A 22,614-nucleotide genomic window follows, 5' to 3' on the forward strand; every position below is an offset into this window, starting at 1 on the left:
CCTGCTCCGCCAGGAGGAAAGGCCTTGAAAGACCTACTGAATTTGCTGAAAAACCAGGGTCAAGTCGAAGAGTTCGACGCTATCCGCATCGGTCTGGCGTCGCCTGAGATGATCCGTTCGTGGTCGTTCGGTGAAGTTAAGAAGCCGGAAACCATCAACTACCGTACGTTCAAGCCTGAGCGCGACGGCCTGTTCTGCGCCAAGATCTTTGGCCCAGTCAAGGACTACGAGTGCCTGTGCGGCAAGTACAAGCGCCTCAAGCACCGCGGCGTGATCTGCGAGAAGTGCGGCGTCGAAGTCGCCCTGGCCAAGGTTCGTCGTGAGCGCATGGCGCACATCGAGCTGGCCTCGCCGGTTGCCCACATCTGGTTCCTGAAGTCGCTGCCGTCCCGTATCGGCCTGCTGATGGACATGACCCTGCGTGACATCGAACGCGTGCTCTACTTCGAGAGCTACGTCGTGATCGATCCGGGCATGACCACCCTGGAGAAGGGCCAGCTGCTGAACGACGAGCAGTACTTCGAAGCGCTGGAAGAGTTCGGTGACGACTTCGACGCCCGTATGGGTGCCGAGGCTGTCCGCGAGCTGCTGCACGCCATCGACCTGGAGCACGAGATCGGTCGCCTGCGTGAAGAGATTCCGCAGACCAACTCGGAAACCAAGATCAAGAAGCTGTCCAAGCGCCTGAAGCTGATGGAAGCGTTCCAGGGTTCGGGCAACCTGCCCGAGTGGATGGTCCTGACCGTCCTGCCGGTGCTGCCGCCGGACCTGCGCCCGCTGGTGCCGCTGGATGGCGGTCGTTTCGCGACCTCCGACCTGAACGACCTGTATCGTCGGGTGATCAACCGTAACAACCGTCTGAAGCGCCTGCTCGACCTGTCGGCGCCGGACATCATCGTGCGCAACGAAAAGCGCATGCTGCAGGAAGCGGTCGACGCCCTGCTGGACAACGGCCGTCGCGGTCGCGCCATCACCGGCTCGAACAAGCGTCCGCTGAAGTCCCTGGCCGACATGATCAAAGGTAAGCAGGGTCGTTTCCGTCAGAACCTGCTCGGTAAGCGTGTGGACTACTCCGGCCGTTCGGTAATTACCGTAGGCCCGACCCTGCGCCTGCATCAGTGCGGCCTGCCGAAGAAGATGGCTCTGGAGCTGTTCAAGCCGTTCATTTTCGGCAAGCTGGAAATGCGTGGCCTGGCGACCACCATCAAGGCCGCCAAGAAGATGGTCGAGCGCGAGCTGCCGGAGGTCTGGGACGTTCTCGCCGAGGTGATCCGCGAACACCCCGTCCTGCTCAACCGTGCACCGACCCTGCACCGTCTGGGTATCCAGGCGTTCGAGCCGGTGCTCATCGAAGGCAAGGCGATCCAGCTGCACCCGCTGGTCTGTGCTGCGTACAACGCCGACTTCGACGGTGACCAGATGGCCGTTCACGTGCCGCTGACCCTGGAAGCCCAGCTCGAAGCGCGTGCGCTGATGATGTCGACCAACAACATCCTGTCGCCTGCCAACGGTGAGCCGATCATCGTGCCGTCCCAGGACGTGGTCCTGGGTCTGTACTACATGACCCGTGAAGCCGTGAATGCAAAAGGCGAAGGCCGTGTGTTCGCCGACCTGCAGGAAGTCGACCGCGTATTCCGCGCCGGCGAGGCTGCCCTGCACGCCAAGATCAAGGTCCGTATCAACGAGACCGTGAAAGAGCGTGATGGCAGTGTCGTCCATAACACCCGCATCGTCGACACCACTGTCGGCCGTGCGCTGCTGTTCCAGGTTGTCCCGGCGGGCCTGCCGTTCGACGTGGTCAACCAGCCGATGAAGAAGAAGGCGATCTCCAAGCTGATCAACCAGTGCTATCGCGTGGTGGGTCTGAAGGAAACCGTCATCTTCGCTGACCAACTGATGTACACCGGTTTTGCCTACTCGACCATTTCCGGCGTGTCCATCGGTGTGAACGACTTCGTCATCCCGGATGAGAAGGCGCGCATCATCGGTACCGCCACCGAGGAAGTGAAGGAGATCGAGAGCCAGTACGCTTCCGGCCTGGTAACCCAGGGCGAGAAGTACAACAAGGTGATCGACCTGTGGTCCAAGGCCAACGACGAAGTGTCCAAGGCGATGATGGCCAACCTCTCGAAAGAGAAGGTCATCGACCGCGAGGGCAAGGAAGTCGAGCAGGAGTCCTTCAACTCCATGTACATGATGGCGGACTCCGGTGCGCGGGGTTCCGCGGCCCAGATCCGTCAGCTGGCCGGTATGCGTGGCCTGATGGCCAAGCCGGACGGCTCGATCATCGAGACCCCGATCACCGCGAACTTCCGTGAAGGCCTGAGCGTTTTGCAGTACTTCATCTCGACCCACGGTGCTCGTAAGGGTCTGGCGGATACCGCGCTGAAGACCGCGAACTCCGGTTACCTGACCCGTCGTCTGGTCGACGTGGCCCAGGACCTGGTGGTGACCGAGATCGACTGCGGCACCGACCAAGGCCTGGTCATGACCCCGCACATCGAAGGCGGCGACGTGGTCGAGCCGCTGGGCGAGCGCGTACTGGGCCGTGTGGTTGCCCGCGACGTGTTCAAGCCTGGCACCGACGATGTCATCGTTCCGGCCGGTACCCTGGTCGACGAGAAGTGGGTCGAGTTCATCGAGCTGAACAGCATCGACGAAGTGGTCGTGCGTTCGCCGATCAGCTGCGAAACCCGCTACGGCATCTGCGCCAAGTGCTACGGTCGCGACCTGGCTCGCGGTCACCAGGTGAACATCGGTGAAGCTGTCGGCGTCATCGCCGCCCAGTCGATCGGTGAGCCGGGTACCCAGCTGACCATGCGTACCTTCCACATCGGTGGTGCCGCGAGCCGTACCTCGGCCGCTGACAGCGTCCAGGTGAAGAACGGCGGTATGGTCCGTCTGCACAACCTCAAGCAGGTCGAGCGCGCCGATGGCAACCTGGTTGCCGTATCGCGTTCCGGCGAGCTGGCCATTGCCGACGAATTCGGCCGCGAGCGCGAGCGCTACAAGCTGCCATACGGTGCGGTGATTTCGGTCAAGGAAGGCGAGAAGGTCGAAGCTGGCGCCATCGTCGCCAAGTGGGACCCGCACACCCACCCGATCGTCACCGAGCTGAAAGGTACCGTGACCTTCGTGGGCATGGAGGAAGGCATCACCATCAAGCGTCAGACCGACGAACTGACCGGCCTGACCAACATCGAGGTGATGGACGTCAAGGATCGTCCGGCCGCAGGCAAGGAAATCCGTCCTGCGATCAAGATGGTCGACGCCAATGGCAAGGACCTGTACCTGCCAGGCACCGACGTGCCTGCCCAGTACTTCCTGCCGGCCAACGCGCTGGTGGGTGTGGCTGACGGTGCGCAGATCGGTGTCGGCGACGTCATCGCGCGTATCCCGCAGGAAACCTCGAAGACCCGCGACATCACCGGTGGTCTGCCACGCGTTGCCGACCTGTTCGAAGCGCGCCGTCCGAAGGAGGCTTCGATCCTGGCGGAGGTCAGCGGCACCATCGCGTTCGGCAAGGAGACCAAGGGCAAGCGTCGTCTGGTCATCACCCCGAACGATGGCAGCGATCCGTACGAGGAGCTGATTCCGAAGTGGCGCCACCTGAACGTCTTCGAAGGCGAACAGGTCAACCGCGGCGAAGTCATCTCCGACGGTCCGAGCGATCCGCACGACATCCTGCGCCTGCTGGGTGTGAGCGCGCTGGCCAAGTACATCGTCAACGAGATCCAGGACGTCTACCGCCTGCAAGGCGTGAAGATCAACGACAAGCACATCGAGACCATCCTGCGTCAGATGCTGCGTAAGGTCGAAGTCACCGAGGCCGGCGACTCGAGCTTCATCAAGGGCGACCAGGTCGAGCTGACCCAGGTGCTGGTGGAGAACGAGCGCCTGGCTACCGAGGACAAGTTCCCGGCCAAGTTCGGTCGCGTCCTGCTGGGTATCACCAAGGCCTCGTTGTCGACCGAGTCGTTCATCTCCGCGGCGTCCTTCCAGGAAACCACCCGCGTGCTGACCGAAGCGGCGGTAACCGGCAAGCGCGACTACCTGCGCGGCCTGAAGGAGAACGTGGTCGTGGGTCGTCTGATCCCGGCCGGTACCGGTCTGGCCTATCACAGCGAGCGCAAGCGTCGCCGTGATGCCGACAAGCCGCTGCGCGTGAGTGCCAGTGAGGTGGAAGCCGCACTGACCGAAGCGCTGAACTCCAGCGGCAACTGAGTACAGGGCAGGGCCCCGGCACATCCTCGTGGTCATCGGTGACATGAATTGTTGCCGATGACCGGGCGGGGAGGGCCGGGGCCTCGTCTTGACTGGGTGCAAGATCCTCTTTAGACTTTTGTACCCTTAAATTTGGTGAGGCTCTGTCTCGCCAATTTTTGGCTTTTCTTGCAAGACAATAGCGTCGCAAGACAATCAGTGGAGCTAGTAGATGGCAACTATCAACCAGCTGGTACGTCAGCCGCGTAAGCGTATCGTCGATAAATCCGACGTTCCTGCGCTGCAGAACTGCCCGCAACGTCGTGGTGTGTGCACTCGCGTGTACACCACTACGCCGAAAAAACCTAACTCGGCACTGCGTAAAGTATGCCGTGTGCGTCTGACCAACGGTTTCGAGGTTTCCTCGTACATCGGCGGTGAGGGCCACAACCTGCAAGAGCACAGCGTTGTTCTGATCCGTGGCGGTCGTGTAAAGGACTTGCCAGGTGTTCGTTACCACACCGTGCGCGGTTCGCTGGATACCTCCGGCGTCAAAGACCGTAAGCAGGGCCGTTCGAAGTACGGTACCAAGCGTCCGAAGTAAGGCCGCTTGCACCTTTTTATCTATTTGAGTCGATAAGAGTAAGGTCGGGTGCGGCATCGCCGTCAGTCCCGAGCTAACCTGAAGACCGTTTGAGGGCTTATCAATGCCAAGACGTCGTGTAGCAGCCAAGCGTGAGATCCTGGACGATCCGAAATACGGAAGCCAGATCCTCGCCAAGTTCATGAACCACGTGATGGAAAGCGGCAAGAAGGCCGTAGCCGAGCGCATCGTTTACGGTGCCCTGGATACCGTCAAAGCACGCAAGAACAGCGATCCCCTGGAAATCTTCGAGAAAGCTCTCGACGCCATCGCTCCGCTGGTCGAAGTAAAGTCCCGCCGTGTCGGCGGTGCCACTTACCAGGTTCCGGTCGAAGTTCGCCCATCCCGTCGTAACGCGCTGGCAATGCGCTGGCTGGTAGATTACGCCCGCAAGCGCGGCGAGAAGTCCATGGCGCTGCGCCTGGCTGGCGAGCTGCTGGATGCCGCTGAAGGCAAAGGTGCTGCAGTCAAGAAGCGTGAAGACGTACACCGTATGGCCGAAGCCAACAAGGCTTTCTCGCACTACCGCTTCTAATTCAGGCATCAATCTTTTTGCGAGGGCTTTATGGCTCGTACTACAGCAATTAACCGCTACCGTAACATCGGTATCTGTGCCCACGTTGACGCGGGCAAGACTACCACTACCGAGCGGATCCTGTTCTACACAGGCCTGAGCCACAAGATGGGCGAGGTGCATGACGGCGCCGCGACCACCGACTGGATGGTTCAGGAGCAGGAGCGCGGTATCACCATTACCTCCGCTGCTGTCACCACCTTCTGGAAAGGTTCTCGTGGTCAGTACGACAACTACCGCGTAAACGTCATCGATACCCCCGGCCACGTTGACTTCACCATCGAAGTAGAGCGTTCGCTGCGCGTACTCGACGGCGCGGTCGTCGTGTTCTGCGGTACCTCCGGCGTTGAGCCGCAGTCCGAAACCGTATGGCGTCAGGCCAACAAGTACGGCGTTCCACGTGTTGTCTACGTGAACAAGATGGACCGCGCCGGCGCCAACTTCCTGCGCGTTGTCGGTCAGATCAAGAACCGCCTGGGTCACACCCCGGTCCCGATCCAGCTGGCTATCGGTGCCGAGGACAACTTCCAGGGTCAGGTCGACCTGATCAAGATGAAAGCCATCTACTGGAACGATGACGACAAGGGCACCACCTATCGCGAGGAAGAAATTCCTGCCGATATGCTGGAGCTGGCTGAAGAGTGGCGTGCCAACATGGTCGAGTCCGCTGCCGAGGCCAACGAAGAGCTGATGAACAAGTACCTTGAAGAAGGTGACCTGTCCGTCGAAGACATCAAGGCTGGTCTGCGCGCCCGTACCCTGGCAAGCGAGATCGTTCCTGCCGTCTGCGGCTCCTCGTTCAAGAACAAGGGTGTTCCCCTGGTTCTCGACGCCGTCATCGACTTCCTGCCTGCTCCGACCGAGATCCCTGCAATCCAGGGTATCCACCCGGACCACATCGAAGACGAGAACGCTCCGAAAGACGAGCGTCGTGCCGACGACAACGAGCCGTTCTCGGCTCTGGCGTTCAAGATTGCTACCGACCCGTTCGTCGGTACCCTGACCTTCGTTCGCGTCTACTCGGGCGTCCTGAACTCCGGTGACTCCGTCATCAACTCGGTCAAGGGCAAGAAAGAGCGCGTTGGTCGTATGGTGCAGATGCACGCCAACCAGCGTGAAGAGATCAAGGAAGTGCGCGCTGGCGACATCGCGGCCCTGATCGGCATGAAGGACGTCACCACCGGTGAAACCCTGTGCGACGCCGACAAGCCAATCATCCTCGAGCGCATGGACTTCCCGGAGCCGGTCATCTCGGTAGCCGTTGAGCCGAAGACCAAGGCTGACCAGGAGAAGATGGGCATCGCCCTGAGCAAGCTGGCCCAGGAAGACCCGTCGTTCCGCGTCAAGACTGACGAAGAAACCGGTCAGACCATCATCTCCGGTATGGGTGAGCTGCACCTGGACATCATCGTCGACCGCATGAAGCGCGAGTTCAACGTTGAGGCAAACATCGGCAAGCCGCAGGTTTCCTACCGTGAAACCATCACCAAGGACAACGTCGAGATCGAAGGCAAGTTCGTTCGTCAGTCCGGTGGTCGCGGTCAGTTCGGTCACTGCTGGGTTCGCTTCTCGCAGCCTGATGCCGACGAAAAGGGCAACATCACCGAAGGTCTGGTCTTCACCAACGAAGTCGTGGGTGGTGTGGTTCCGAAGGAATACATCCCAGCGATCCAGAAGGGTATCGAAGAGCAGATGAAGAACGGCGTTGTCGCCGGCTATCCGCTGATCGGTCTGAAGGCTACCGTGTTTGACGGTTCCTACCACGACGTCGACTCCAACGAGATGGCGTTCAAGATCGCTGCCTCCATGGCGACCAAGCAACTGGCCCAGAAGGGCGGTGGTAAGGTGCTTGAGCCGATCATGAAGGTGGAAGTGGTGACCCCTGAAGACTACATGGGTGACGTGATGGGTGACCTGAACCGTCGTCGTGGTCTGATCCAGGGTATGGAAGACTCGGTCTCCGGCAAGGTTATCCGTGCTGAAGTTCCGCTCGGAGAGATGTTCGGTTATGCAACCGACGTTCGTTCCATGTCTCAGGGTCGCGCGAGCTACTCCATGGAATTCTCCAAATACGCCGAAGCTCCGTCGAACATCGTCGAAGCGCTCGTTAAAAAACAAGGCTAATCCAGCCCTTTAGGCAAGAGGTTCACTGTCGTGGCTAAAGAAAAATTTGAACGTAACAAACCGCACGTCAACGTTGGCACCATCGGTCACGTTGACCACGGTAAAACCACTCTGACCGCAGCTCTGACTCGCGTCTGCTCCGAAGTCTTCGGTTCGGCCAAGGTCGACTTCGACAAGATCGACTCCGCTCCGGAAGAGAAAGCACGTGGTATCACCATCAACACCGCTCACGTAGAGTACGACTCCAACATTCGTCACTACGCGCACGTTGACTGCCCGGGCCACGCCGACTACGTCAAGAACATGATCACCGGCGCTGCCCAGATGGACGGCGCTATCCTGGTCTGCTCGGCTGCCGATGGTCCGATGCCTCAGACTCGTGAGCACATCCTGCTGTCCCGTCAGGTTGGCGTTCCGTACATCGTTGTCTTCCTGAACAAGGCTGACATGGTTGACGACGCCGAGCTGCTGGAACTGGTCGAGATGGAAGTTCGCGACCTGCTGTCCACCTACGACTTCCCGGGCGACGACACCCCGATCATCATCGGTTCGGCCCTGATGGCGCTGAACGGCGAAGATACCAACGAAATGGGTACCACCGCCGTCAAGAAGCTGGTCGAAACCCTGGACAGCTACATTCCTGAGCCGGTTCGTGCCATCGACCTGCCGTTCCTGATGCCGATCGAAGACGTGTTCTCGATCTCGGGTCGCGGTACCGTTGTAACTGGCCGTGTTGAGCGTGGCATCGTCCGCATCCAGGAAGAAGTCGAGATCGTCGGCCTGCGTCCGACCACCAAGACTACCTGCACTGGCGTTGAAATGTTCCGCAAGCTGCTGGACGAAGGCCGTGCTGGCGAGAACTGCGGCGTTCTGCTGCGTGGCACCAAGCGTGACGAAGTCGAGCGTGGTCAGGTTCTGGCCAAGCCGGGTTCGGTCAAGCCGCACACCAAGTTCACCGCAGAAGTCTACGTCCTGTCGAAGGAAGAAGGCGGCCGTCACACTCCGTTCTTCAAAGGCTACCGTCCTCAGTTCTACTTCCGTACCACTGACGTGACCGGTTCCTGCGAACTGCCGGAAGGCGTCGAGATGGTAATGCCAGGTGACAACATCCAGATGGAAGTCACCCTGATCAAGACCATCGCGATGGAAGAAGGTCTGCGTTTCGCCATCCGTGAAGGCGGTCGTACCGTCGGCGCCGGCGTCGTAGCCAAAATCATCGAGTAATCACTCGATCGGTTGAAAAAGCCCCCGCTCAGCGGGGGCTTTTTTTATTGGGTTGACACTATATAGGGGCGTCTATAGAATCACGCCTCCTTTTAACGGGCGTAGTGCGCCCGGTGGGAACAGCCTGGAGTCTGAAATCCAATGCAAAATCAGCAAATCCGCATCAGGTTGAAGGCATTCGACCATCGCCTGATCGACCAATCCACCCAGGAAATCGTGGAAACCGCGAAACGTACTGGTGCACAAGTGCGTGGTCCTATTCCACTGCCTACCCGCAAAGAGCGGTTCACCGTTCTGGTCTCCCCGCACGTCAACAAAGACGCGCGTGACCAGTACGAGATCCGTACTCACAAGCGTGTTCTGGACATTGTCCAGCCGACGGATAAAACCGTTGACGCGCTGATGAAGCTCGATCTCGCGGCCGGCGTGGAAGTACAGATCAGCCTCGGCTAAGACTTCGGTCTGGTCGTGTAACGCTCTGAAATGGGCGGCCATAGCGGGTGAAAGCCCCGTACACTCATGAGGTTTACAACATGACTATTGGTGTAGTCGGTCGTAAGTGCGGCATGACCCGCATTTTCACCGAAGAAGGTGTCTCCATTCCGGTCACGGTCATCGAGATCGAGCCGAATCGCGTCACCCAGTTCAAAACTGAAGAAACCGATGGCTACCGTGCAGTGCAAGTCACTGTCGGCGAGCGTCGTGCTTCGCGCGTGACTGCCGCTCAGGCTGGTCACTTCGCCAAAGCGAACGTTGCCGCTGGTCGCGGTGTCTGGGAGTTCCGTCTTGAAGAAGGCGAGTTCCAGGCTGGCGACTTGATCAAAGCTGAACTCTTCACTGCAGGCCAGCTGGTAGACGTTACGGGTCAGTCCAAGGGTAAAGGCTTCGCCGGTACCATCAAGCGCTGGAACTTCCGCGGCCAGGACAACACCCACGGTAACTCCGTATCGCACCGCGTCCCAGGCTCCATCGGCCAGTGCCAGACTCCTGGTCGTGTATTCAAGGGCAAGAAAATGTCCGGTCACATGGGCGCCGAGCGCGTGACTGTTCAGTCCCTGGAAGTGGTACGCGTAGACGCTGAGCGCAACCTGCTGCTGATCAAGGGTGCCGTTCCAGGCGCTACTGGCGGCGACGTGGTCGTGCGTCCGGCTGTCAAGGCTCGCGGTTAAGGGGAAACTGACATGCAACTTAATGTAAATGACGCTCAGGCGATCGAAGTTTCCGAACTGACTTTCGGTGGCGAATTCAACGAGACGCTGGTACACCAAGCAGTCGTGGCCTATATGGCCGGCGGCCGTCAGGGCACCAAGCAGCAGAAGACCCGTTCCGACGTGACCGGTGGCGGCAAGCGCCCGTGGCGTCAGAAAGGCACCGGCCGCGCTCGTGCCGGTACCACCCGTGGCCCGATCTGGCGCGGCGGTGGTGTCACCTTCGCAGCTCGTCCTCAGGACCACTCGCAGAAGCTCAACAAGAAGATGTACCGCGCAGCCCTGCGCTCCATCCTCTCCGAGCTGGTACGTAGCGAGCGTCTGGTCGTTGTCCAGGACTTCGCTGTCGAAGCGCCGAAGACCAAGGACCTGCTGAACAAGCTGAACGGCATGGGTCTGAACGACGTACTGATCGTTTCCGACGCCGTTGATCAGAACCTGTACCTGGCTGCTCGTAACCTGCCGCACGTCGACGTACGTGACGTCCAGGGTTCCGACCCGGTCAGTCTGATCGCATACGAGAAAGTGTTGATCACTGTCTCGGCCGTGAAGAAATTCGAGGAGCTGCTGGGATGAACCAGGAACGCGTATTTAAAGTCCTCCTTGGCCCGCACGTTTCCGAGAAGGCTACCGTTCTGGCTGAGAAAAAAGGCCAGTTCGTATTCAAGGTTGCTACCGACGCAACCAAGCTGGAAATCAAGAAAGCTGTCGAAGGCCTGTTCGGCGTCAAGGTCGAGAACGTGACCACCGTCAACGTTCTGGGCAAGACCAAGCGCACTGTACGTGGTCTGGGCAAGCGTAATGACTGGAAGAAGGCGATCGTCTCCCTTCAGCCAGGCCAAGATCTCGATTTCAGCAGCAGTGCTGAGTAAGGAAGGGGTGCATCATGGCAATCGTTAAATGCAAACCGACTTCCCCTGGCCGCCGTTTCGTGGTCAAGGTGGTCAACCAGGAGCTGCACAAAGGCGCTCCTCACGCACCGCTGATCGAGAAGAAATCGAAGTCTGGTGGTCGTAACAACAATGGCCGCATCACCACTCGTCACGTTGGTGGTGGTCATAAGCAGCACTACCGTCTGGTCGACTTCCGTCGCAACGACAAGGATGGCATCCCAGCCACCGTCGAGCGTATCGAATACGACCCGAACCGTACTGCTCACATCGCCCTGCTGTGCTACGCAGACGGCGAGCGTCGCTACATCATCGCGCCGAAGGGCGTGAGCGCTGGCGACCAGCTGATCGCAGGCGCCCTGGCTCCAATCAAGCCGGGCAACTCCCTGCAGCTGCGCAACATCCCAGTAGGTAGCACCGTTCACGGCATCGAACTGAAGCCGGGTAAAGGTGCTCAAATCGCTCGTTCCGCTGGTGCTTCGGCTCAGCTGATCGCTCGCGAAGGCGTCTACGTGACTCTGCGTCTGCGCTCTGGTGAGATGCGTAAAGTGCTGGCCGAGTGCCGTGCGACCCTGGGCGAAGTCTCGAACTCCGAGCACAGCCTGCGCTCGCTGGGTAAAGCTGGTGCCAAACGCTGGCGCGGCGTTCGCCCAACCGTTCGTGGCGTTGCCATGAACCCGGTTGACCACCCGCACGGTGGTGGTGAAGGTCGTACCTCCGGTGGTCGTCATCCGGTATCGCCATGGGGCTTCCCAACCAAGGGTGCGAAGACCCGTGGTAATAAGCGTACCGACAACATGATCGTCCGTCGTCGCAAGTAACTAGAGGGATACGACAGTGCCACGTTCTCTGAAAAAAGGTCCTTTTATCGATCTTCACCTTCTGAAGAAGATCGAAGTGGCGGTGGAGAAGAACGATCGCAAGCCAGTCAAAACCTGGTCGCGCCGTTCCATGATCCTGCCACAAATGGTCGGTCTGACCATCGCGGTACACAACGGTCGTCAGCATGTCCCCGTTCTCGTGAACGAAGACATGGTCGGCCACAAACTGGGCGAGTTCGCCGGTACCCGCACCTATCGCGGGCACGTGGCTGACAAGAAAGCCAAGCGTTAAGGGGTAAGGAAATGGAAGTAGCCGCTAAGTTGTCGGGCGCTCGAATCTCCGCCCAGAAAGCCCGCTTGGTCGCCGACCAGATCCGCGGGAAGAAGGTGGGCGACGCGCTCAACCTGTTGGCCTTCAGCAGCAAAAAAGCCGCTGAAATCATGAAGAAAGTCCTCGAGTCGGCCGTTGCCAACGCCGAGCATAACGAAGGCGCAGACGTTGATGACCTGAAGGTCAGCACCGTTTTCGTCAACGAAGGGCGTTCGCTGAAGCGCATCATGCCGCGTGCCAAAGGCCGCGCTGATCGCATCGTCAAGCGGTCTTGCCATATCACTGTCAAGGTTGCGGACAAGTAACGGAGTCGATCAGATGGGTCAGAAAGTACATCCCACTGGCATTCGCCTGGGAATCGTCAAGGAGCACACCTCCGTCTGGTATGCAGACGGCGCTACTTACGCAGATTACCTGCTCAAGGATCTGAAAACGCGTGAGTACCTCCAAGACAAACTAAAAAGCGCGTCCGTAAGCCGTATCGATATTCATCGTCCGGCTCAAACTGCACGCATCACCATCCACACCGCTCGTCCCGGTATCGTTATCGGCAAGAAAGGTGAGGACGTTGAGAAGCTGCGTCAGGACCTGACCAAGCAGATGGGTGTGCCTGTGCACATCAACATCGAAGAGATCCGCAAGCCGGAACTCGACGCCATGCTGGTTGCCCAGAGCGTAGCCCAGCAGCTGGAGCGCCGCGTAATGTTCCGTCGCGCCATGAAGCGCGCCGTGCAGAACGCCATGCGTATTGGTGCCAAGGGCATCAAGATCCAGGTGAGCGGTCGTCTCGGCGGTGCCGAGATTGCACGTACTGAATGGTATCGCGAAGGTCGTGTGCCACTGCACACCCTGCGTGCCGATATCGACTATGCCACCTACGAAGCCCACACCACCTACGGTGTGATCGGTGTCAAGGTTTGGATCTTCAAAGGCGAAGTTATTGGTGGTCGCCAGGAAGAGCTGAAGCCTCAAGCACCAGCGCCTCGTAAAAAAGCTGCTAAGTAAGGGGTACGCCAAATGTTGCAACCAAAGCGTACAAAATTCCGCAAGCAGATGACCGGCCACAACCGTGGTCTGGCCCTGCGCGGTAGCAAGGTCAGCTTCGGCGAATTCGCCCTGAAAGCTGTATCCCGCGGTCGTCTCACCGCCCGCCAGATCGAGTCGGCACGTCGTGCCCTGACCCGTCACGTAAAACGTGGCGGCAAGATCTGGATCCGTGTATTCCCGGACAAGCCGGTTACCAAGAAGCCTCTCGAAGTGCGTATGGGTAAAGGTAAGGGTTCCGTGGAGTACTGGGTTGCCCAGATCCAGCCAGGCAAAGTCCTGTACGAGATCGAGGGTGTTTCTGAAGAGCTGGCGCGCGAGGCTTTCGCCCTGGCTGCTGCAAAGCTGCCTCTCGCCACCTCCTTTGTTAAGCGGACGGTGATGTGATGAAAGCGAATGAACTTCGTGAAAAATCGGCACAGCAACTGAATGAGCAACTGCTCGGCTTGCTGCGCGACCAGTTCAATCTGCGCATGCAGAAGGCAACTGGCCAGTTGGGGCAGTCGCACCTGCTCTCGCAAGTTAAGCGTGACATCGCTCGCGTGAAAACTGTGCTCAACCAGCAGGCAGGTAAGTGATCATGGCTGAAGCTGAAAAAACCGTCCGTACGCTGACTGGCCGTGTCGTCAGCGACAAAATGGACAAGACCATCACCGTTCTGATCGAGCGTCGCGTCAAGCACCCGATCTACGGTAAATACGTTAAGCGTTCGACTAAGCTGCACGCGCACGACGAAAACAACCAGTGCCACATCGGCGACAAGGTTTCCATCCGTGAAACCCGTCCGCTGGCCAAGACCAAGTCCTGGGCCCTGGTTGAAGTTCTCGAACGCGCTGTTGAAGTCTAAGGGCGAAGGGTCGGAGATATTTTATGATTCAGACTCAATCCATGCTCGATGTGGCCGATAACAGCGGCGCTCGTCGCGTCATGTGCATCAAGGTGCTCGGCGGTTCCCACCGCCGTTACGCCGGCATCGGTGACATCATCAAGGTGACCGTGAAGGAAGCGATTCCGCGCGGCAAGGTCAAGAAAGGCCAGGTGATGACCGCTGTCGTCGTCCGCACCAAGCACGGTGTTCGCCGCGCTGACGGTTCCATCATTCGTTTCGACGGCAACGCTGCTGTTCTGCTGAACAACAAGCAAGAGCCGATCGGCACTCGCATCTTCGGGCCAGTGACCCGTGAGCTTCGTTCCGAGAAGTTCATGAAGATCGTCTCGCTCGCCCCTGAAGTGCTGTAAGGAGATCCGACATGCAAAAGATTCGTCGTGACGACGAGATCATCGTGATCGCCGGCAAAGACAAGGGCAAGCGCGGTAAGGTGCTGAAGGTCCTCGCTGACGACCGTCTGGTCGTTGGCGGTGTCAACCTGGTCAAGCGTCATACCAAGCCTAACCCGATGGCAGGCGTCCAGGGCGGTATCGTCGAGAAAGAAGCGCCTCTGCACGCTTCCAACGTTGCCATCTTCAACAGTGAAACCAACAAGGCTGACCGCGTTGGCTTCAAAGTCGAAGACGGCAAGAAAATTCGTGTCTTCAAGTCGACCCAGAAAGCGGTTGATGCTTGAACACTGCTAGGTAGAAGACAATGGCACGACTGAAAGAGATTTACCGGAACGAAATCGCTCCCAAGCTTAAGGAAGAACTTAAGCTCGCGAACGTGATGGAAGTTCCGCGCGTTACCAAGATCACCCTGAACATGGGTCTGGGCGAAGCGATCGGTGACAAGAAAGTCATCGAGAACGCTGTTGCCGACCTGGAAAAGATCACCGGTCAGAAGCCGGTCGTGACTTTCGCTCGCAAGTCCATTGCGGGTTTCAAGGTTCGTGAAGGTTGGCCGATCGGCGTCAAGGTAACCCTGCGCCGCGACCGTATGTACGAATTCCTGGATCGTCTGCTGTCGATCTCCCTGCCTCGGGTTCGCGACTTCCGCGGCCTGAATGCCAAGTCCTTCGATGGTCGTGGCAACTACAGCATGGGTGTGAAAGAGCAGATCATCTTCCCGGAAATCGACTACGACAAGATCGATGCTCTGCGCGGTCTGGACATCACCCTGACCACCACTGCTCGTACGGATGAAGAAGGCCGCGCCCTGCTGCGTGCTTTCAAATTCCCGTTCCGCAACTGATTGGAGTAGGAAAATGGCCAAGAAGAGCATGAAAAACCGCGAGCTGAAGCGTCAGCTCACGGTAGCCAAGTACGCCAAGAAGCGTGCCGAGCTGAAAGCGATCATCGTCAACCAGGACGTCTCCCCTGAGGAGCGTTTCGCCGCCGTAGTCGCCCTGCAGAAGCAGCCGCGTGACGCCAGCGCCTCGCGCCTGCGCAACCGCTGCCGCCTGACCGGTCGTCCGCACGGTGTCTACCGTAAGTTCGGCCTGGGCCGTAACATGCTGCGCCAGGCTGCAATGCGCGGTGATGTTCCAGGTCTGGTCAAGGCCAGCTGGTAATCGCGGTTGGTGTGATCCCGGCGCAAGGGGAGCAATCTTCCGACCGCCGGTGACCTCGCAACGAAACAAGCCCCTATATGGGGCTTGTTTCGTTTCTGTCTTGTGTCTAGAATGACCGGCTCACCTGAGCCCGGGTTTTTTGCCCTGCCTGCTCGGGTGGTTGTGATAGCCGCAAGGCTAATATTTCTTGTATCAGGAGCATCTAGCCCATGAGTATGCAGGACCCGTTAGCGGACATGCTAACTCGCATCCGTAATGCCCAGATGGCTGAAAAGTCCGTCGTAAGCATGCCTTCCTCGAACCTGAAGGTAGCGGTAGCCAAAGTTCTGAAAGACGAAGGTTACATCGCTGGCTACCAGGTCAGCAGCGAAGTCAAACCCTCCCTGTCGATCGAGCTGAAGTACTTCGAAGGCCGTCCGGTCATCGAGGAACTGAAGCGCGCCAGCCGTCCAGGCCTGCGCCAGTACAAGTCCGTTGCAGACCTGCCGAAAGTTCGTGGCGGCCTGGGCGTGTCCATCGTCTCCACCAACAAGGGTGTGATGACTGATCGTGCTGCGCGTGCTGCCGGTGTTGGCGGCGAAGTTCTCTGCACAGTGTTCTAAGGGGGGATAAGCATGTCTCGCGTCGCTAAGAACCCCGTTAAGCTGCCAGCAGGCGTCGAAATCAAATTCGCCGGCCAGCAGCTTTCGGTGAAGGGTGCCAAGGGCACTCTCGAACTGAACGTTCACTCGTCTGTTGAAGTTATCGAAGAGTCTGGCGAACTGCGTTTCGCTGCTCGCAATGGTGACCAGCAAGCTCGCGCCATGGCCGGTACCACCCGTGCCCTGGTCAACAACATGGTCCAGGGCGTAAGCCAAGGCTTCGAGCGCAAGCTCCAGCTGGTCGGTGTTGGTTACAAGGCGCAGGCCAAGGGCAATGTCCTGAACCTGGCCCTGGGCTTCTCGCACCCCGTGGACTACGAACTGCCAGCCGGCATCACCGCTGAAACCCCCAGCCAGACCGACATCCTGATCAAGGGTATCGACAAGCAGCTGGTTGGTCAGGTGGCCGCTGAAATCCGCGACTTCCGTCCGCCAGAGCCTTACAAAGGCAAGGGTGTGCGTTACGCGGACGAAGTAGTCCGTCGTAAAGAAGCCAAGAAGAAGTAGGGCCTAGCAAATGACCGACAAAAAAGTTACTCGACTGCGTCGCGCTCGCAAAGCACGCCTGAAGATGCACGAACTCGAAGTCGTGCGTCTGTGCGTGTTCCGCTCCTCGCAGCACATCTACGCCCAGGTCATTTCGGCCGACGGCAGCAAGGTTCTGGCAAGCGCCTCTACCTTGGACAAAGAACTGCGTGATGGCGCCACCGGCAACATCGACGCGGCCACTAAGGTTGGCAAGCTGGTAGCTGAGCGCGCGAAAGCCGCCGGCATCTCTCAAGTTGCTTTCGACCGTTCTGGCTTCAAGTACCACGGCCGCGTCAAGGCGCTGGCCGATGCTGCTCGTGAAGGCGGGCTGGAGTTCTAAGTTATGGCAAATAACGACCAAAAGCGCGACGAAGGCTACATCGAGAAGCTGGTTCAAGTTAACCGCGTTGCAAAAACCGTCAAAGGCGGCCGTATCTTCACCTTCACCGCGTTGACCGTGGTAGGTGATGGCAAGGGCCGTGTCGGCTTCGGCCGTGGCAAGTCGCGCGAAGTACCTGCCGCGATCCAGAAAGCCATGGAAGCTGCCCGTCGCAACATGATCCAGGTCGACCTGAAGGGCACCACCCTGCAGTACGCCACCAAGGCCGCCCATGGCGCCTCGAAGGTCTACATGCAGCCTGCCTCCGAAGGTACCGGTATCATCGCCGGCGGCGCAATGCGTGCTGTCCTGGAAGTTGCTGGCGTCCAGAACGTCCTGGCCAAGTGCTACGGTTCGACCAACCCAGTGAACGTGGTCTATGCCACCTTCAAGGGTCTGAAAGCCATGCAATCTCCTGAGTCCATTGCTGCCAAGCGCGGCAAGAGCGTTGAGGAGATCATCTGATCATGGCAACCGTAAAAGTAACGCTGATCAAAAGCACCGCCGGCCGCCTGCCCAACCACAAGCTGTGCGTTAAGGGCCTGGGTCTGCGCCGCATCGGTCACACTGTAGAAGTCCAGGATACTCCCGAGAACCGCGGGATGATCAACAAGGCTTACTACATGCTGCGCGTCGAGGGTTAATCGATGAAACTCAATGATCTGAGTCCAGCGCCGGGTTCCCGTCGCGAGAAGCATCGTCCGGGTCGTGGTATCGGTAGCGGTTTGGGCAAGACCGGTGGCCGCGGCCACAAGGGTCAGACCTCCCGTTCCGGTGGTTCGATCGCTCCGGGCTTCGAAGGCGGTCAACAGCCGCTGCACCGTCGCCTGCCGAAGTTCGGCTTCGTTTCCCTGAAAGCCATGGACCGCGCCGAAGTGCGTCTGTCCGAGCTGGCCAAGGTGGAAGGCGACGTGATTTCCGTGCAATCCCTGAAGGATGCCAACGTGATCGGCCAGAACGTACAGCGTGTGAAAATCATGCTGTCGGGCGAAGTCACTCGCGCAGTCACCATCAAGGGTATCGCAGCCACCAAGGGTGCGCGTGCGGCTATCGAAGCAGCTGGCGGCAAGTTCGAGGAATAAATGGCTAAGCAAGGTGCTCTCTCTTCGCTCGGTAAGGGCGGGATGTCGGAACTCTGGGCTCGTCTGCGCTTCCTGTTCATGGCGATCATCGTCTATCGGATAGGTGCGCATATCCCGGTGCCCGGCATCAACCCGGACCGTCTGGCGGATCTGTTTCGACAGAATGAGGGGACCATTCTTAGCTTGTTCAACATGTTTTCCGGTGGCGCGCTGGAGCGCATGAGCATTTTCGCACTGGGGATCATGCCGTACATCTCGGCGTCGATCATCATGCAGCTCATGACCGCGGTCAGCCCGCAACTGGAGCAGTTGAAGAAGGAAGGTGAAGCTGGCCGTCGCAAGATCAGCCAGTACACCCGCTACGGCACCGTTATCCTGGCGCTGGTCCAGGCCATTGGCATGTCCATTGGCCTGGCCAACCAGGGCGTGGCGTTTTCTGCGGGCCTGGGCTTCCATGTGGTCGCCGTCTCCACGTTCGTGGCGGGCGCGATGTTCATGATGTGGCTGGGCGAGCAGATCACCGAGCGCGGTGTGGGCAACGGTATCTCGATGTTGATCTTCGCGGGTATCGTTGCCGGTCTTCCGAGAGCAATCGGGCAGTCTTTCGAGTCTGCACGCACAGGCGATATCAACATTTTCGCCCTGGTCGCTATCGGTTTGCTGGCAGTAGCGATTATCGGCTTCGTGGTGTTCATCGAGCGTGGTCAGCGTCGTATCGCCGTTCACTACGCCAAGCGTCAGCAGGGCCGCAAGGTCTTCGCTGCGCAGACCAGCCACTTGCCGCTCAAGGTGAACATGGCAGGGGTCATCCCGGCCATTTTCGCCAGCAGCATTCTGCTGTTTCCGGCTTCGCTGGGTGCCTGGTTCGGTCAGTCCGAAGGTATGGGCTGGCTGCAGGACATCTCGCAGTCGATCGCTCCTGGTCAGCCGTTGAACATTCTGCTGTTTAGTGCAGGGATCATTTTCTTCTGCTTCTTCTACACGGCGCTGATGTTCAATCCGAAAGACGTAGCGGAAAACCTGAAGAAGTCCGGTGCCTTTATTCCGGGTATCCGTCCTGGTGAGCAGTCGGCGCGCTACATTGATGGCGTTCTGACCCGTCTGACCATGTTCGGTGCTCTTTACATGACGGCCGTGTGCCTCCTGCCCCAGTTCCTGGTGGTGGCGGCAAACGTTCCGTTCTACCTTGGCGGGACCTCGTTGCTGATTGTGGTAGTGGTTGTGATGGACTTCATGTCCCAAGTACAATCGCACCTCGTTTCGCACCAGTACGAATCCCTGATGAAGAAAGCCAACCTGAAAGGCTACGGCGGCAGCGGTCTGCTGCGCTGATAGGCCCCTAAGGTTCGAGGAGTCGGTAATGAAAGTTCGTGCATCGGTGAAAAAGCTGTGCCGTAACTGCAAGATTATTCGCCGCGAAGGTATCGTGCGAGTGATTTGCAGCGCGGAACCGCGTCACAAGCAGCGCCAAGGCTGAGTGTGATTCGCGCTTCAAACCCAGCAGCTAGTGCGCTGCTGGGTTGATTATTCGTTTCTACAGCGATATTATCTCGCGCCCTATTTCTTGGCTTCCGGGGCGTAGGTAGCTGTCAATTGGAGTCCCACTGAATGGCCCGTATTGCAGGCGTCAACATTCCAGATAACAAGCACACTGTTATCTCGCTGACCTACATCTATGGTGTCGGTCGCACCACTGCGCAGAAGATCTGTGCAGACGCTGGGGTCAACCCAGCCGCTAAGATCAAGGATCTGAGCGACGAGCAAATCGAAACCCTGCGTGGCGAAGTCGCGAAGTTCACCACCGAAGGTGACCTGCGTCGTGACATCAACATGAAGATCAAGCGCTTGATGGACCTGGGTTGCTACCGCGGCCTGCGTCATCGTAAAGGTCTGCCGGTTCGCGGTCAGCGCACCAAGACCAACGCACGCACCCGTAAGGGCCCGCGTAAGCCGATCCGCAAGTAATCGCCCAGGAATATAGACATGGCAAAACCTGCTGCTCGTCCTCGTAAGAAAGTCAAAAAGACAGTGGTTGATGGCATCGCCCACATCCATGCGTCTTTCAACAACACCATCGTGACCATCACCGACCGTCAGGGCAACGCACTGTCCTGGGCGACCTCCGGTGGTTCGGGTTTCCGTGGTTCGCGCAAATCCACCCCGTTCGCAGCCCAGATCGCTGCCGAGCGCGCTGGTCAAGCTGCGCTGGAATACGGCCTGAAGAACCTCGACGTCAACGTCAAGGGCCCAGGTCCAGGTCGTGAGTCCGCTGTTCGTGCTCTGAACAGCTGCGGCTACAAGATCGCCAGCATCACCGACGTGACGCCAATCCCGCACAACGGGTGCCGTCCGCCGAAGAAGCGTCGCGTGTAATCAGGAGACAGATAAATGGCACGTTACATTGGTCCAAAATGCAAACTGTCTCGTCGTGAAGGCACCGATCTGTTCCTGAAGAGCGGCGTTCGCGCTCTGGAATCGAAGTGCAACATCGAAGCAGCCCCGGGTATCCACGGTCAGCGCCGTGGCCGTCAGTCCGACTACGGCACCCAGCTGCGCGAGAAACAGAAAGTCCGTCGTATCTACGGTGTTCTGGAACGTCAGTTCCGCGGTTACTACCAGCTGGCAGCCTCGAAGAAAGGCGCTACCGGTGAGAACCTGCTGCAACTGCTCGAATGCCGTCTGGACAACGTCGTTTACCGCATGGGCTTCGGTTCGACTCGTTCCGAATCCCGTCAGCTGGTTTCGCACAAGGCAATCAGCGTTAACGGCAAGACCGTAAACATTCCATCCTACCAAGTTCGTCCGGGTGACGTGGTCGCGGTTCGCGAGAAGTCGCAGAACCAGCTGCGCATTGTTCAAGCCCTTGAACTGTGCGCCCAGCGTGGCCGCGTTGAGTGGGTTGACGTGGATGCTGCCAAGAAGTCGGGCGTTTTCAAGAACGTTCCTGCTCGCAGCGACCTGTCCGCCGACATCAACGAAAACCTGATTGTCGAGCTCTACTCCAAGTAAGGGCTAGAAAATAGGTGCATCCATGCAGATTTCGGTAAATGAGTTCCTGACGCCCCGCCACATCGATGTGCAGGTCGTCAGTCCAACCCGCGCCAAGATCACGCTCGAGCCTCTCGAGCGTGGTTTCGGCCATACCCTGGGCAACGCGCTGCGCCGCATCCTGTTGTCCTCCATGCCTGGCTGTGCAGTAGTCGAGGCCGAGATCGATGGCGTACTCCACGAGTACTCCGCGATCGAAGGTGTACAGGAAGACGTCATTGAAATCCTGTTGAACCTCAAAGGCCTGGCTATCAAGCTGCACGGTCGTGACGAAGTTACGCTGACCTTGTCGAAAAAGGGTTCGGGGGTGGTTACCGCTGCCGATATTCAGCTGGATCACGATGTCGAGATCGTCAACCCCGATCACGTAATCGCGAACCTGGCGTCCAACGGCGCCCTGAACATGAAGCTCACCGTAGCTCGTGGTCGTGGTTACGAGCCGGCCGACTCGCGTCAGACCGACGAAGACGAAAGCCGCAGCATTGGCCGCTTGCAGCTGGACGCCTCGTTCAGCCCGGTGCGTCGTATCGCCTACGTGGTCGAGAACGCCCGTGTTGAACAGCGTACCAACCTGGACAAGCTGGTCATCGATCTGGAAACCAACGGCACCCTGGACCCTGAAGAGGCTATCCGCCGCGCCGCGACCATCCTGCAGCAGCAGCTGGCCGCGTTCGTCGACCTCAAGGGTGACAGCGAGCCTGTCGTAGTCGAGCAGGAAGACGAGATCGATCCGATCCTGCTGCGTCCGGTTGACGATCTGGAACTGACCGTACGTTCGGCCAACTGCCTGAAGGCGGAGAACATCTACTACATCGGCGACCTGATTCAGCGTACCGAAGTAGAACTGTTGAAAACTCCGAACCTGGGCAAGAAGTCCCTGACCGAAATCAAGGACGTCCTGGCCTCTCGTGGTCTGTCTCTCGGCATGCGCCTCGACAACTGGCCGCCTGCAAGTCTTAAGAAAGACGACAAGGCGACTGCCTGATCGTCGTAATCACCGAACGTAGTGTTTGGTAAGGAATGAATCATGCGTCATCGTAAAAGTGGACGTCACCTGAGCCGTACCAGCTCTCACCGCAAGGCCATGTTCCAGAACATGGCAGTGTCGCTGATCGAGCACGAGCTGATCAAAACCACCCTGCCGAAAGCCAAGGAACTGCGCCGCGTTGCCGAGCCGCTGATCACCCTGGCCAAGGAAGACAGCGTCGCCAACCGTCGTCTGGCTTTCGACCGTACCCGTTCGAAAGCTGCCGTTGGCAAGCTGTTCAACGACCTGGGCAAGCGTTACGCCACTCGTCAGGGCGGCTACCTGCGCATCCTGAAGTGCGGTTTCCGCGCTGGCGACAACGCGCCTATGGCGTACGTCGAGCTGGTTGATCGTCCGGTCGGTGGTGCTGTAGAAGCTGCCGAGTAAGACGTCTGTCTGCTGC

33 protein-coding genes are annotated in these 22,614 nt (G+C 58.7%); all 33 read left to right on the forward strand.

From position 1 onward, the window contains the following. The first annotated feature begins 24 nt into the window (after nucleotides 1-24). The 33 genes from rpoC to rplQ all read left to right on the forward strand — a co-directional run bounded on the left by rpoC (nucleotide 25) and on the right by rplQ (nucleotide 22,598). Nucleotides 25-4,224 (forward strand): DNA-directed RNA polymerase subunit beta', encoded by a 4,200-nt coding sequence (gene rpoC / locus ABFA30_RS02490; RefSeq protein WP_225790920.1) that lies wholly within the window; start codon nucleotides 25-27, stop codon nucleotides 4,222-4,224. Between the two features lie 211 nt (nucleotides 4,225-4,435). Continuing rightward, complete coding sequence (gene rpsL / locus ABFA30_RS02495; RefSeq protein ID WP_058070022.1) at nucleotides 4,436-4,807, forward strand: 30S ribosomal protein S12; 372 nt, start codon at nucleotides 4,436-4,438, stop codon at nucleotides 4,805-4,807. Nucleotides 4,808-4,910: 103 nt separating this feature from the next. Next, nucleotides 4,911-5,381 carry a 30S ribosomal protein S7 gene (gene rpsG / locus ABFA30_RS02500; RefSeq protein WP_003246741.1) on the forward strand — a complete coding sequence of 157 codons (471 nt, stop codon included), beginning with the start codon at nucleotides 4,911-4,913 and terminating at the stop codon, nucleotides 5,379-5,381. 30 nt (nucleotides 5,382-5,411) lie between these two features. Continuing rightward, nucleotides 5,412-7,544, forward strand: coding sequence for an elongation factor G (fusA, locus tag ABFA30_RS02505; protein ID WP_225790921.1), 2,133 nt, complete (start codon nucleotides 5,412-5,414; stop codon nucleotides 7,542-7,544). A gap of 30 nt (nucleotides 7,545-7,574) precedes the next feature. Then, entirely contained in the window at nucleotides 7,575-8,768 is a 1,194-nt protein-coding gene (tuf, locus tag ABFA30_RS02510) for an elongation factor Tu (protein ID WP_253079911.1), read from the forward strand. A gap of 141 nt (nucleotides 8,769-8,909) precedes the next feature. Beyond that, nucleotides 8,910-9,221 carry a 30S ribosomal protein S10 gene (gene rpsJ / locus ABFA30_RS02515; protein WP_003186070.1) on the forward strand — a complete coding sequence of 104 codons (312 nt, stop codon included), beginning with the start codon at nucleotides 8,910-8,912 and terminating at the stop codon, nucleotides 9,219-9,221. Between the two features lie 80 nt (nucleotides 9,222-9,301). Then, nucleotides 9,302-9,937, forward strand: a complete 636-nt coding sequence (rplC, locus tag ABFA30_RS02520) for a 50S ribosomal protein L3 (protein WP_225788820.1) — start codon at nucleotides 9,302-9,304, stop codon at nucleotides 9,935-9,937. 12 nt (nucleotides 9,938-9,949) lie between these two features. Continuing rightward, nucleotides 9,950-10,552, forward strand: coding sequence for a 50S ribosomal protein L4 (rplD, locus tag ABFA30_RS02525; protein WP_225788819.1), 603 nt, complete (start codon nucleotides 9,950-9,952; stop codon nucleotides 10,550-10,552). Next, a complete protein-coding gene (gene rplW, locus ABFA30_RS02530) occupies nucleotides 10,549-10,848 on the forward strand; it encodes a 50S ribosomal protein L23 (RefSeq protein ID WP_225788818.1) in 300 nt (99 codons plus the stop codon). Before rplD ends, rplW begins: the two co-directional genes overlap by 4 nt. Before the next feature lie 14 nt (nucleotides 10,849-10,862). Next, nucleotides 10,863-11,687, forward strand: coding sequence for a 50S ribosomal protein L2 (gene rplB / locus ABFA30_RS02535; RefSeq protein WP_225788817.1), 825 nt, complete (start codon nucleotides 10,863-10,865; stop codon nucleotides 11,685-11,687). A gap of 16 nt (nucleotides 11,688-11,703) precedes the next feature. Then, complete coding sequence (gene rpsS / locus ABFA30_RS02540; protein ID WP_010486981.1) at nucleotides 11,704-11,979, forward strand: 30S ribosomal protein S19; 276 nt, start codon at nucleotides 11,704-11,706, stop codon at nucleotides 11,977-11,979. 11 nt (nucleotides 11,980-11,990) lie between these two features. After that, the gene (gene rplV / locus ABFA30_RS02545) at nucleotides 11,991-12,323 is read left to right on the forward strand and encodes a 50S ribosomal protein L22 (protein ID WP_003304070.1); all 333 of its coding nucleotides are present in this window, start codon (nucleotides 11,991-11,993) and stop codon (nucleotides 12,321-12,323) included. A 13-nt stretch (nucleotides 12,324-12,336) separates the two neighbouring features. Further along, nucleotides 12,337-13,023 carry a 30S ribosomal protein S3 gene (gene rpsC, locus ABFA30_RS02550; protein WP_060392311.1) on the forward strand — a complete coding sequence of 229 codons (687 nt, stop codon included), beginning with the start codon at nucleotides 12,337-12,339 and terminating at the stop codon, nucleotides 13,021-13,023. Between the two features lie 12 nt (nucleotides 13,024-13,035). Further along, nucleotides 13,036-13,449 (forward strand): 50S ribosomal protein L16, encoded by a 414-nt coding sequence (gene rplP, locus ABFA30_RS02555; RefSeq protein ID WP_225788816.1) that lies wholly within the window; start codon nucleotides 13,036-13,038, stop codon nucleotides 13,447-13,449. After that, on the forward strand, nucleotides 13,449-13,640 hold the full coding sequence (gene rpmC / locus ABFA30_RS02560; protein ID WP_002555481.1) for a 50S ribosomal protein L29: 192 nt from the start codon (nucleotides 13,449-13,451) through the stop codon (nucleotides 13,638-13,640). Before rplP ends, rpmC begins: the two co-directional genes overlap by 1 nt. Nucleotides 13,641-13,642: 2 nt before the next feature. Next, nucleotides 13,643-13,909: a 30S ribosomal protein S17 gene (gene rpsQ / locus ABFA30_RS02565; RefSeq protein ID WP_031303185.1), complete on the forward strand. Its 267-nt coding sequence runs from the start codon at nucleotides 13,643-13,645 to the stop codon at nucleotides 13,907-13,909. 23 nt (nucleotides 13,910-13,932) lie between these two features. Then, complete coding sequence (rplN, locus tag ABFA30_RS02570; RefSeq protein ID WP_225788815.1) at nucleotides 13,933-14,301, forward strand: 50S ribosomal protein L14; 369 nt, start codon at nucleotides 13,933-13,935, stop codon at nucleotides 14,299-14,301. Between the two features lie 11 nt (nucleotides 14,302-14,312). Further along, nucleotides 14,313-14,627 carry a 50S ribosomal protein L24 gene (rplX, locus tag ABFA30_RS02575; protein ID WP_023382629.1) on the forward strand — a complete coding sequence of 105 codons (315 nt, stop codon included), beginning with the start codon at nucleotides 14,313-14,315 and terminating at the stop codon, nucleotides 14,625-14,627. 20 nt (nucleotides 14,628-14,647) lie between these two features. After that, nucleotides 14,648-15,187 carry a 50S ribosomal protein L5 gene (gene rplE / locus ABFA30_RS02580; RefSeq protein WP_225788814.1) on the forward strand — a complete coding sequence of 180 codons (540 nt, stop codon included), beginning with the start codon at nucleotides 14,648-14,650 and terminating at the stop codon, nucleotides 15,185-15,187. 13 nt (nucleotides 15,188-15,200) lie between these two features. Continuing rightward, entirely contained in the window at nucleotides 15,201-15,506 is a 306-nt protein-coding gene (gene rpsN, locus ABFA30_RS02585; protein WP_225788813.1) for a 30S ribosomal protein S14, read from the forward strand. Between the two features lie 209 nt (nucleotides 15,507-15,715). Then, complete coding sequence (gene rpsH / locus ABFA30_RS02590; protein WP_225788812.1) at nucleotides 15,716-16,108, forward strand: 30S ribosomal protein S8; 393 nt, start codon at nucleotides 15,716-15,718, stop codon at nucleotides 16,106-16,108. A gap of 12 nt (nucleotides 16,109-16,120) precedes the next feature. Continuing rightward, nucleotides 16,121-16,654, forward strand: coding sequence for a 50S ribosomal protein L6 (gene rplF / locus ABFA30_RS02595; RefSeq protein ID WP_225788811.1), 534 nt, complete (start codon nucleotides 16,121-16,123; stop codon nucleotides 16,652-16,654). Nucleotides 16,655-16,664: 10 nt separating this feature from the next. Further along, a complete protein-coding gene (gene rplR / locus ABFA30_RS02600) occupies nucleotides 16,665-17,015 on the forward strand; it encodes a 50S ribosomal protein L18 (protein WP_225788810.1) in 351 nt (116 codons plus the stop codon). A 3-nt stretch (nucleotides 17,016-17,018) separates the two neighbouring features. Beyond that, nucleotides 17,019-17,519 (forward strand): 30S ribosomal protein S5, encoded by a 501-nt coding sequence (rpsE, locus tag ABFA30_RS02605; RefSeq protein ID WP_023382626.1) that lies wholly within the window; start codon nucleotides 17,019-17,021, stop codon nucleotides 17,517-17,519. Nucleotides 17,520-17,521: 2 nt separating this feature from the next. Continuing rightward, nucleotides 17,522-17,698, forward strand: coding sequence for a 50S ribosomal protein L30 (gene rpmD / locus ABFA30_RS02610; RefSeq protein ID WP_009397493.1), 177 nt, complete (start codon nucleotides 17,522-17,524; stop codon nucleotides 17,696-17,698). A 3-nt stretch (nucleotides 17,699-17,701) separates the two neighbouring features. Continuing rightward, nucleotides 17,702-18,136, forward strand: coding sequence for a 50S ribosomal protein L15 (rplO, locus tag ABFA30_RS02615; RefSeq protein WP_003257107.1), 435 nt, complete (start codon nucleotides 17,702-17,704; stop codon nucleotides 18,134-18,136). Next, a complete protein-coding gene (gene secY, locus ABFA30_RS02620) occupies nucleotides 18,137-19,468 on the forward strand; it encodes a preprotein translocase subunit SecY (RefSeq protein WP_225788809.1) in 1,332 nt (443 codons plus the stop codon). Nucleotides 19,469-19,496: 28 nt separating this feature from the next. Then, entirely contained in the window at nucleotides 19,497-19,613 is a 117-nt protein-coding gene (gene rpmJ, locus ABFA30_RS02625; protein ID WP_011531897.1) for a 50S ribosomal protein L36, read from the forward strand. Nucleotides 19,614-19,744: 131 nt separating this feature from the next. Further along, complete coding sequence (gene rpsM, locus ABFA30_RS02630; RefSeq protein WP_003255457.1) at nucleotides 19,745-20,101, forward strand: 30S ribosomal protein S13; 357 nt, start codon at nucleotides 19,745-19,747, stop codon at nucleotides 20,099-20,101. An 18-nt stretch (nucleotides 20,102-20,119) separates the two neighbouring features. Further along, nucleotides 20,120-20,509, forward strand: a complete 390-nt coding sequence (rpsK, locus tag ABFA30_RS02635; RefSeq protein WP_003255454.1) for a 30S ribosomal protein S11 — start codon at nucleotides 20,120-20,122, stop codon at nucleotides 20,507-20,509. A gap of 15 nt (nucleotides 20,510-20,524) precedes the next feature. Beyond that, entirely contained in the window at nucleotides 20,525-21,145 is a 621-nt protein-coding gene (rpsD, locus tag ABFA30_RS02640; RefSeq protein WP_084857327.1) for a 30S ribosomal protein S4, read from the forward strand. 22 nt (nucleotides 21,146-21,167) lie between these two features. Then, nucleotides 21,168-22,169: a DNA-directed RNA polymerase subunit alpha gene (locus ABFA30_RS02645; protein ID WP_003255452.1), complete on the forward strand. Its 1,002-nt coding sequence runs from the start codon at nucleotides 21,168-21,170 to the stop codon at nucleotides 22,167-22,169. A 42-nt stretch (nucleotides 22,170-22,211) separates the two neighbouring features. Continuing rightward, a complete protein-coding gene (rplQ, locus tag ABFA30_RS02650; RefSeq protein WP_043210290.1) occupies nucleotides 22,212-22,598 on the forward strand; it encodes a 50S ribosomal protein L17 in 387 nt (128 codons plus the stop codon). Nucleotides 22,599-22,614: the final 16 nt, after the last annotated feature.

The organism is Pseudomonas sp. HLMP, assembly GCF_046365545.1.
Taxonomy (GTDB): Bacteria; Pseudomonadota; Gammaproteobacteria; order Pseudomonadales; family Pseudomonadaceae; genus Aquipseudomonas; species Aquipseudomonas guariconensis_B.

Coding starts and splice junctions, on each gene's coding strand:
- rpsL (WP_058070022.1), top strand. CDS start 4,436: ATGGCAACTATCAACCAGCTGGTACGTCAGCCGCGTAAGCGTATCGTC.
- rpsG (WP_003246741.1), top strand. CDS start 4,911: ATGCCAAGACGTCGTGTAGCAGCCAAGCGTGAGATCCTGGACGATCCG.
- fusA (WP_225790921.1), top strand. CDS start 5,412: ATGGCTCGTACTACAGCAATTAACCGCTACCGTAACATCGGTATCTGT.
- rpsJ (WP_003186070.1), top strand. CDS start 8,910: ATGCAAAATCAGCAAATCCGCATCAGGTTGAAGGCATTCGACCATCGC.
- rplC (WP_225788820.1), top strand. CDS start 9,302: ATGACTATTGGTGTAGTCGGTCGTAAGTGCGGCATGACCCGCATTTTC.
- rplD (WP_225788819.1), top strand. CDS start 9,950: ATGCAACTTAATGTAAATGACGCTCAGGCGATCGAAGTTTCCGAACTG.
- rplW (WP_225788818.1), top strand. CDS start 10,549: ATGAACCAGGAACGCGTATTTAAAGTCCTCCTTGGCCCGCACGTTTCC.
- rplB (WP_225788817.1), top strand. CDS start 10,863: ATGGCAATCGTTAAATGCAAACCGACTTCCCCTGGCCGCCGTTTCGTG.
- rplV (WP_003304070.1), top strand. CDS start 11,991: ATGGAAGTAGCCGCTAAGTTGTCGGGCGCTCGAATCTCCGCCCAGAAA.
- rpsC (WP_060392311.1), top strand. CDS start 12,337: ATGGGTCAGAAAGTACATCCCACTGGCATTCGCCTGGGAATCGTCAAG.
- rplP (WP_225788816.1), top strand. CDS start 13,036: ATGTTGCAACCAAAGCGTACAAAATTCCGCAAGCAGATGACCGGCCAC.
- rpmC (WP_002555481.1), top strand. CDS start 13,449: ATGAAAGCGAATGAACTTCGTGAAAAATCGGCACAGCAACTGAATGAG.
- rpsQ (WP_031303185.1), top strand. CDS start 13,643: ATGGCTGAAGCTGAAAAAACCGTCCGTACGCTGACTGGCCGTGTCGTC.
- rplN (WP_225788815.1), top strand. CDS start 13,933: ATGATTCAGACTCAATCCATGCTCGATGTGGCCGATAACAGCGGCGCT.
- rplX (WP_023382629.1), top strand. CDS start 14,313: ATGCAAAAGATTCGTCGTGACGACGAGATCATCGTGATCGCCGGCAAA.
- rplE (WP_225788814.1), top strand. CDS start 14,648: ATGGCACGACTGAAAGAGATTTACCGGAACGAAATCGCTCCCAAGCTT.
- rpsN (WP_225788813.1), top strand. CDS start 15,201: ATGGCCAAGAAGAGCATGAAAAACCGCGAGCTGAAGCGTCAGCTCACG.
- rpsH (WP_225788812.1), top strand. CDS start 15,716: ATGAGTATGCAGGACCCGTTAGCGGACATGCTAACTCGCATCCGTAAT.
- rplF (WP_225788811.1), top strand. CDS start 16,121: ATGTCTCGCGTCGCTAAGAACCCCGTTAAGCTGCCAGCAGGCGTCGAA.
- rplR (WP_225788810.1), top strand. CDS start 16,665: ATGACCGACAAAAAAGTTACTCGACTGCGTCGCGCTCGCAAAGCACGC.
- rpsE (WP_023382626.1), top strand. CDS start 17,019: ATGGCAAATAACGACCAAAAGCGCGACGAAGGCTACATCGAGAAGCTG.
- rpmD (WP_009397493.1), top strand. CDS start 17,522: ATGGCAACCGTAAAAGTAACGCTGATCAAAAGCACCGCCGGCCGCCTG.
- rplO (WP_003257107.1), top strand. CDS start 17,702: ATGAAACTCAATGATCTGAGTCCAGCGCCGGGTTCCCGTCGCGAGAAG.
- secY (WP_225788809.1), top strand. CDS start 18,137: ATGGCTAAGCAAGGTGCTCTCTCTTCGCTCGGTAAGGGCGGGATGTCG.
- rpmJ (WP_011531897.1), top strand. CDS start 19,497: ATGAAAGTTCGTGCATCGGTGAAAAAGCTGTGCCGTAACTGCAAGATT.
- rpsM (WP_003255457.1), top strand. CDS start 19,745: ATGGCCCGTATTGCAGGCGTCAACATTCCAGATAACAAGCACACTGTT.
- rpsK (WP_003255454.1), top strand. CDS start 20,120: ATGGCAAAACCTGCTGCTCGTCCTCGTAAGAAAGTCAAAAAGACAGTG.
- rpsD (WP_084857327.1), top strand. CDS start 20,525: ATGGCACGTTACATTGGTCCAAAATGCAAACTGTCTCGTCGTGAAGGC.
- ABFA30_RS02645 (WP_003255452.1), top strand. CDS start 21,168: ATGCAGATTTCGGTAAATGAGTTCCTGACGCCCCGCCACATCGATGTG.
- rplQ (WP_043210290.1), top strand. CDS start 22,212: ATGCGTCATCGTAAAAGTGGACGTCACCTGAGCCGTACCAGCTCTCAC.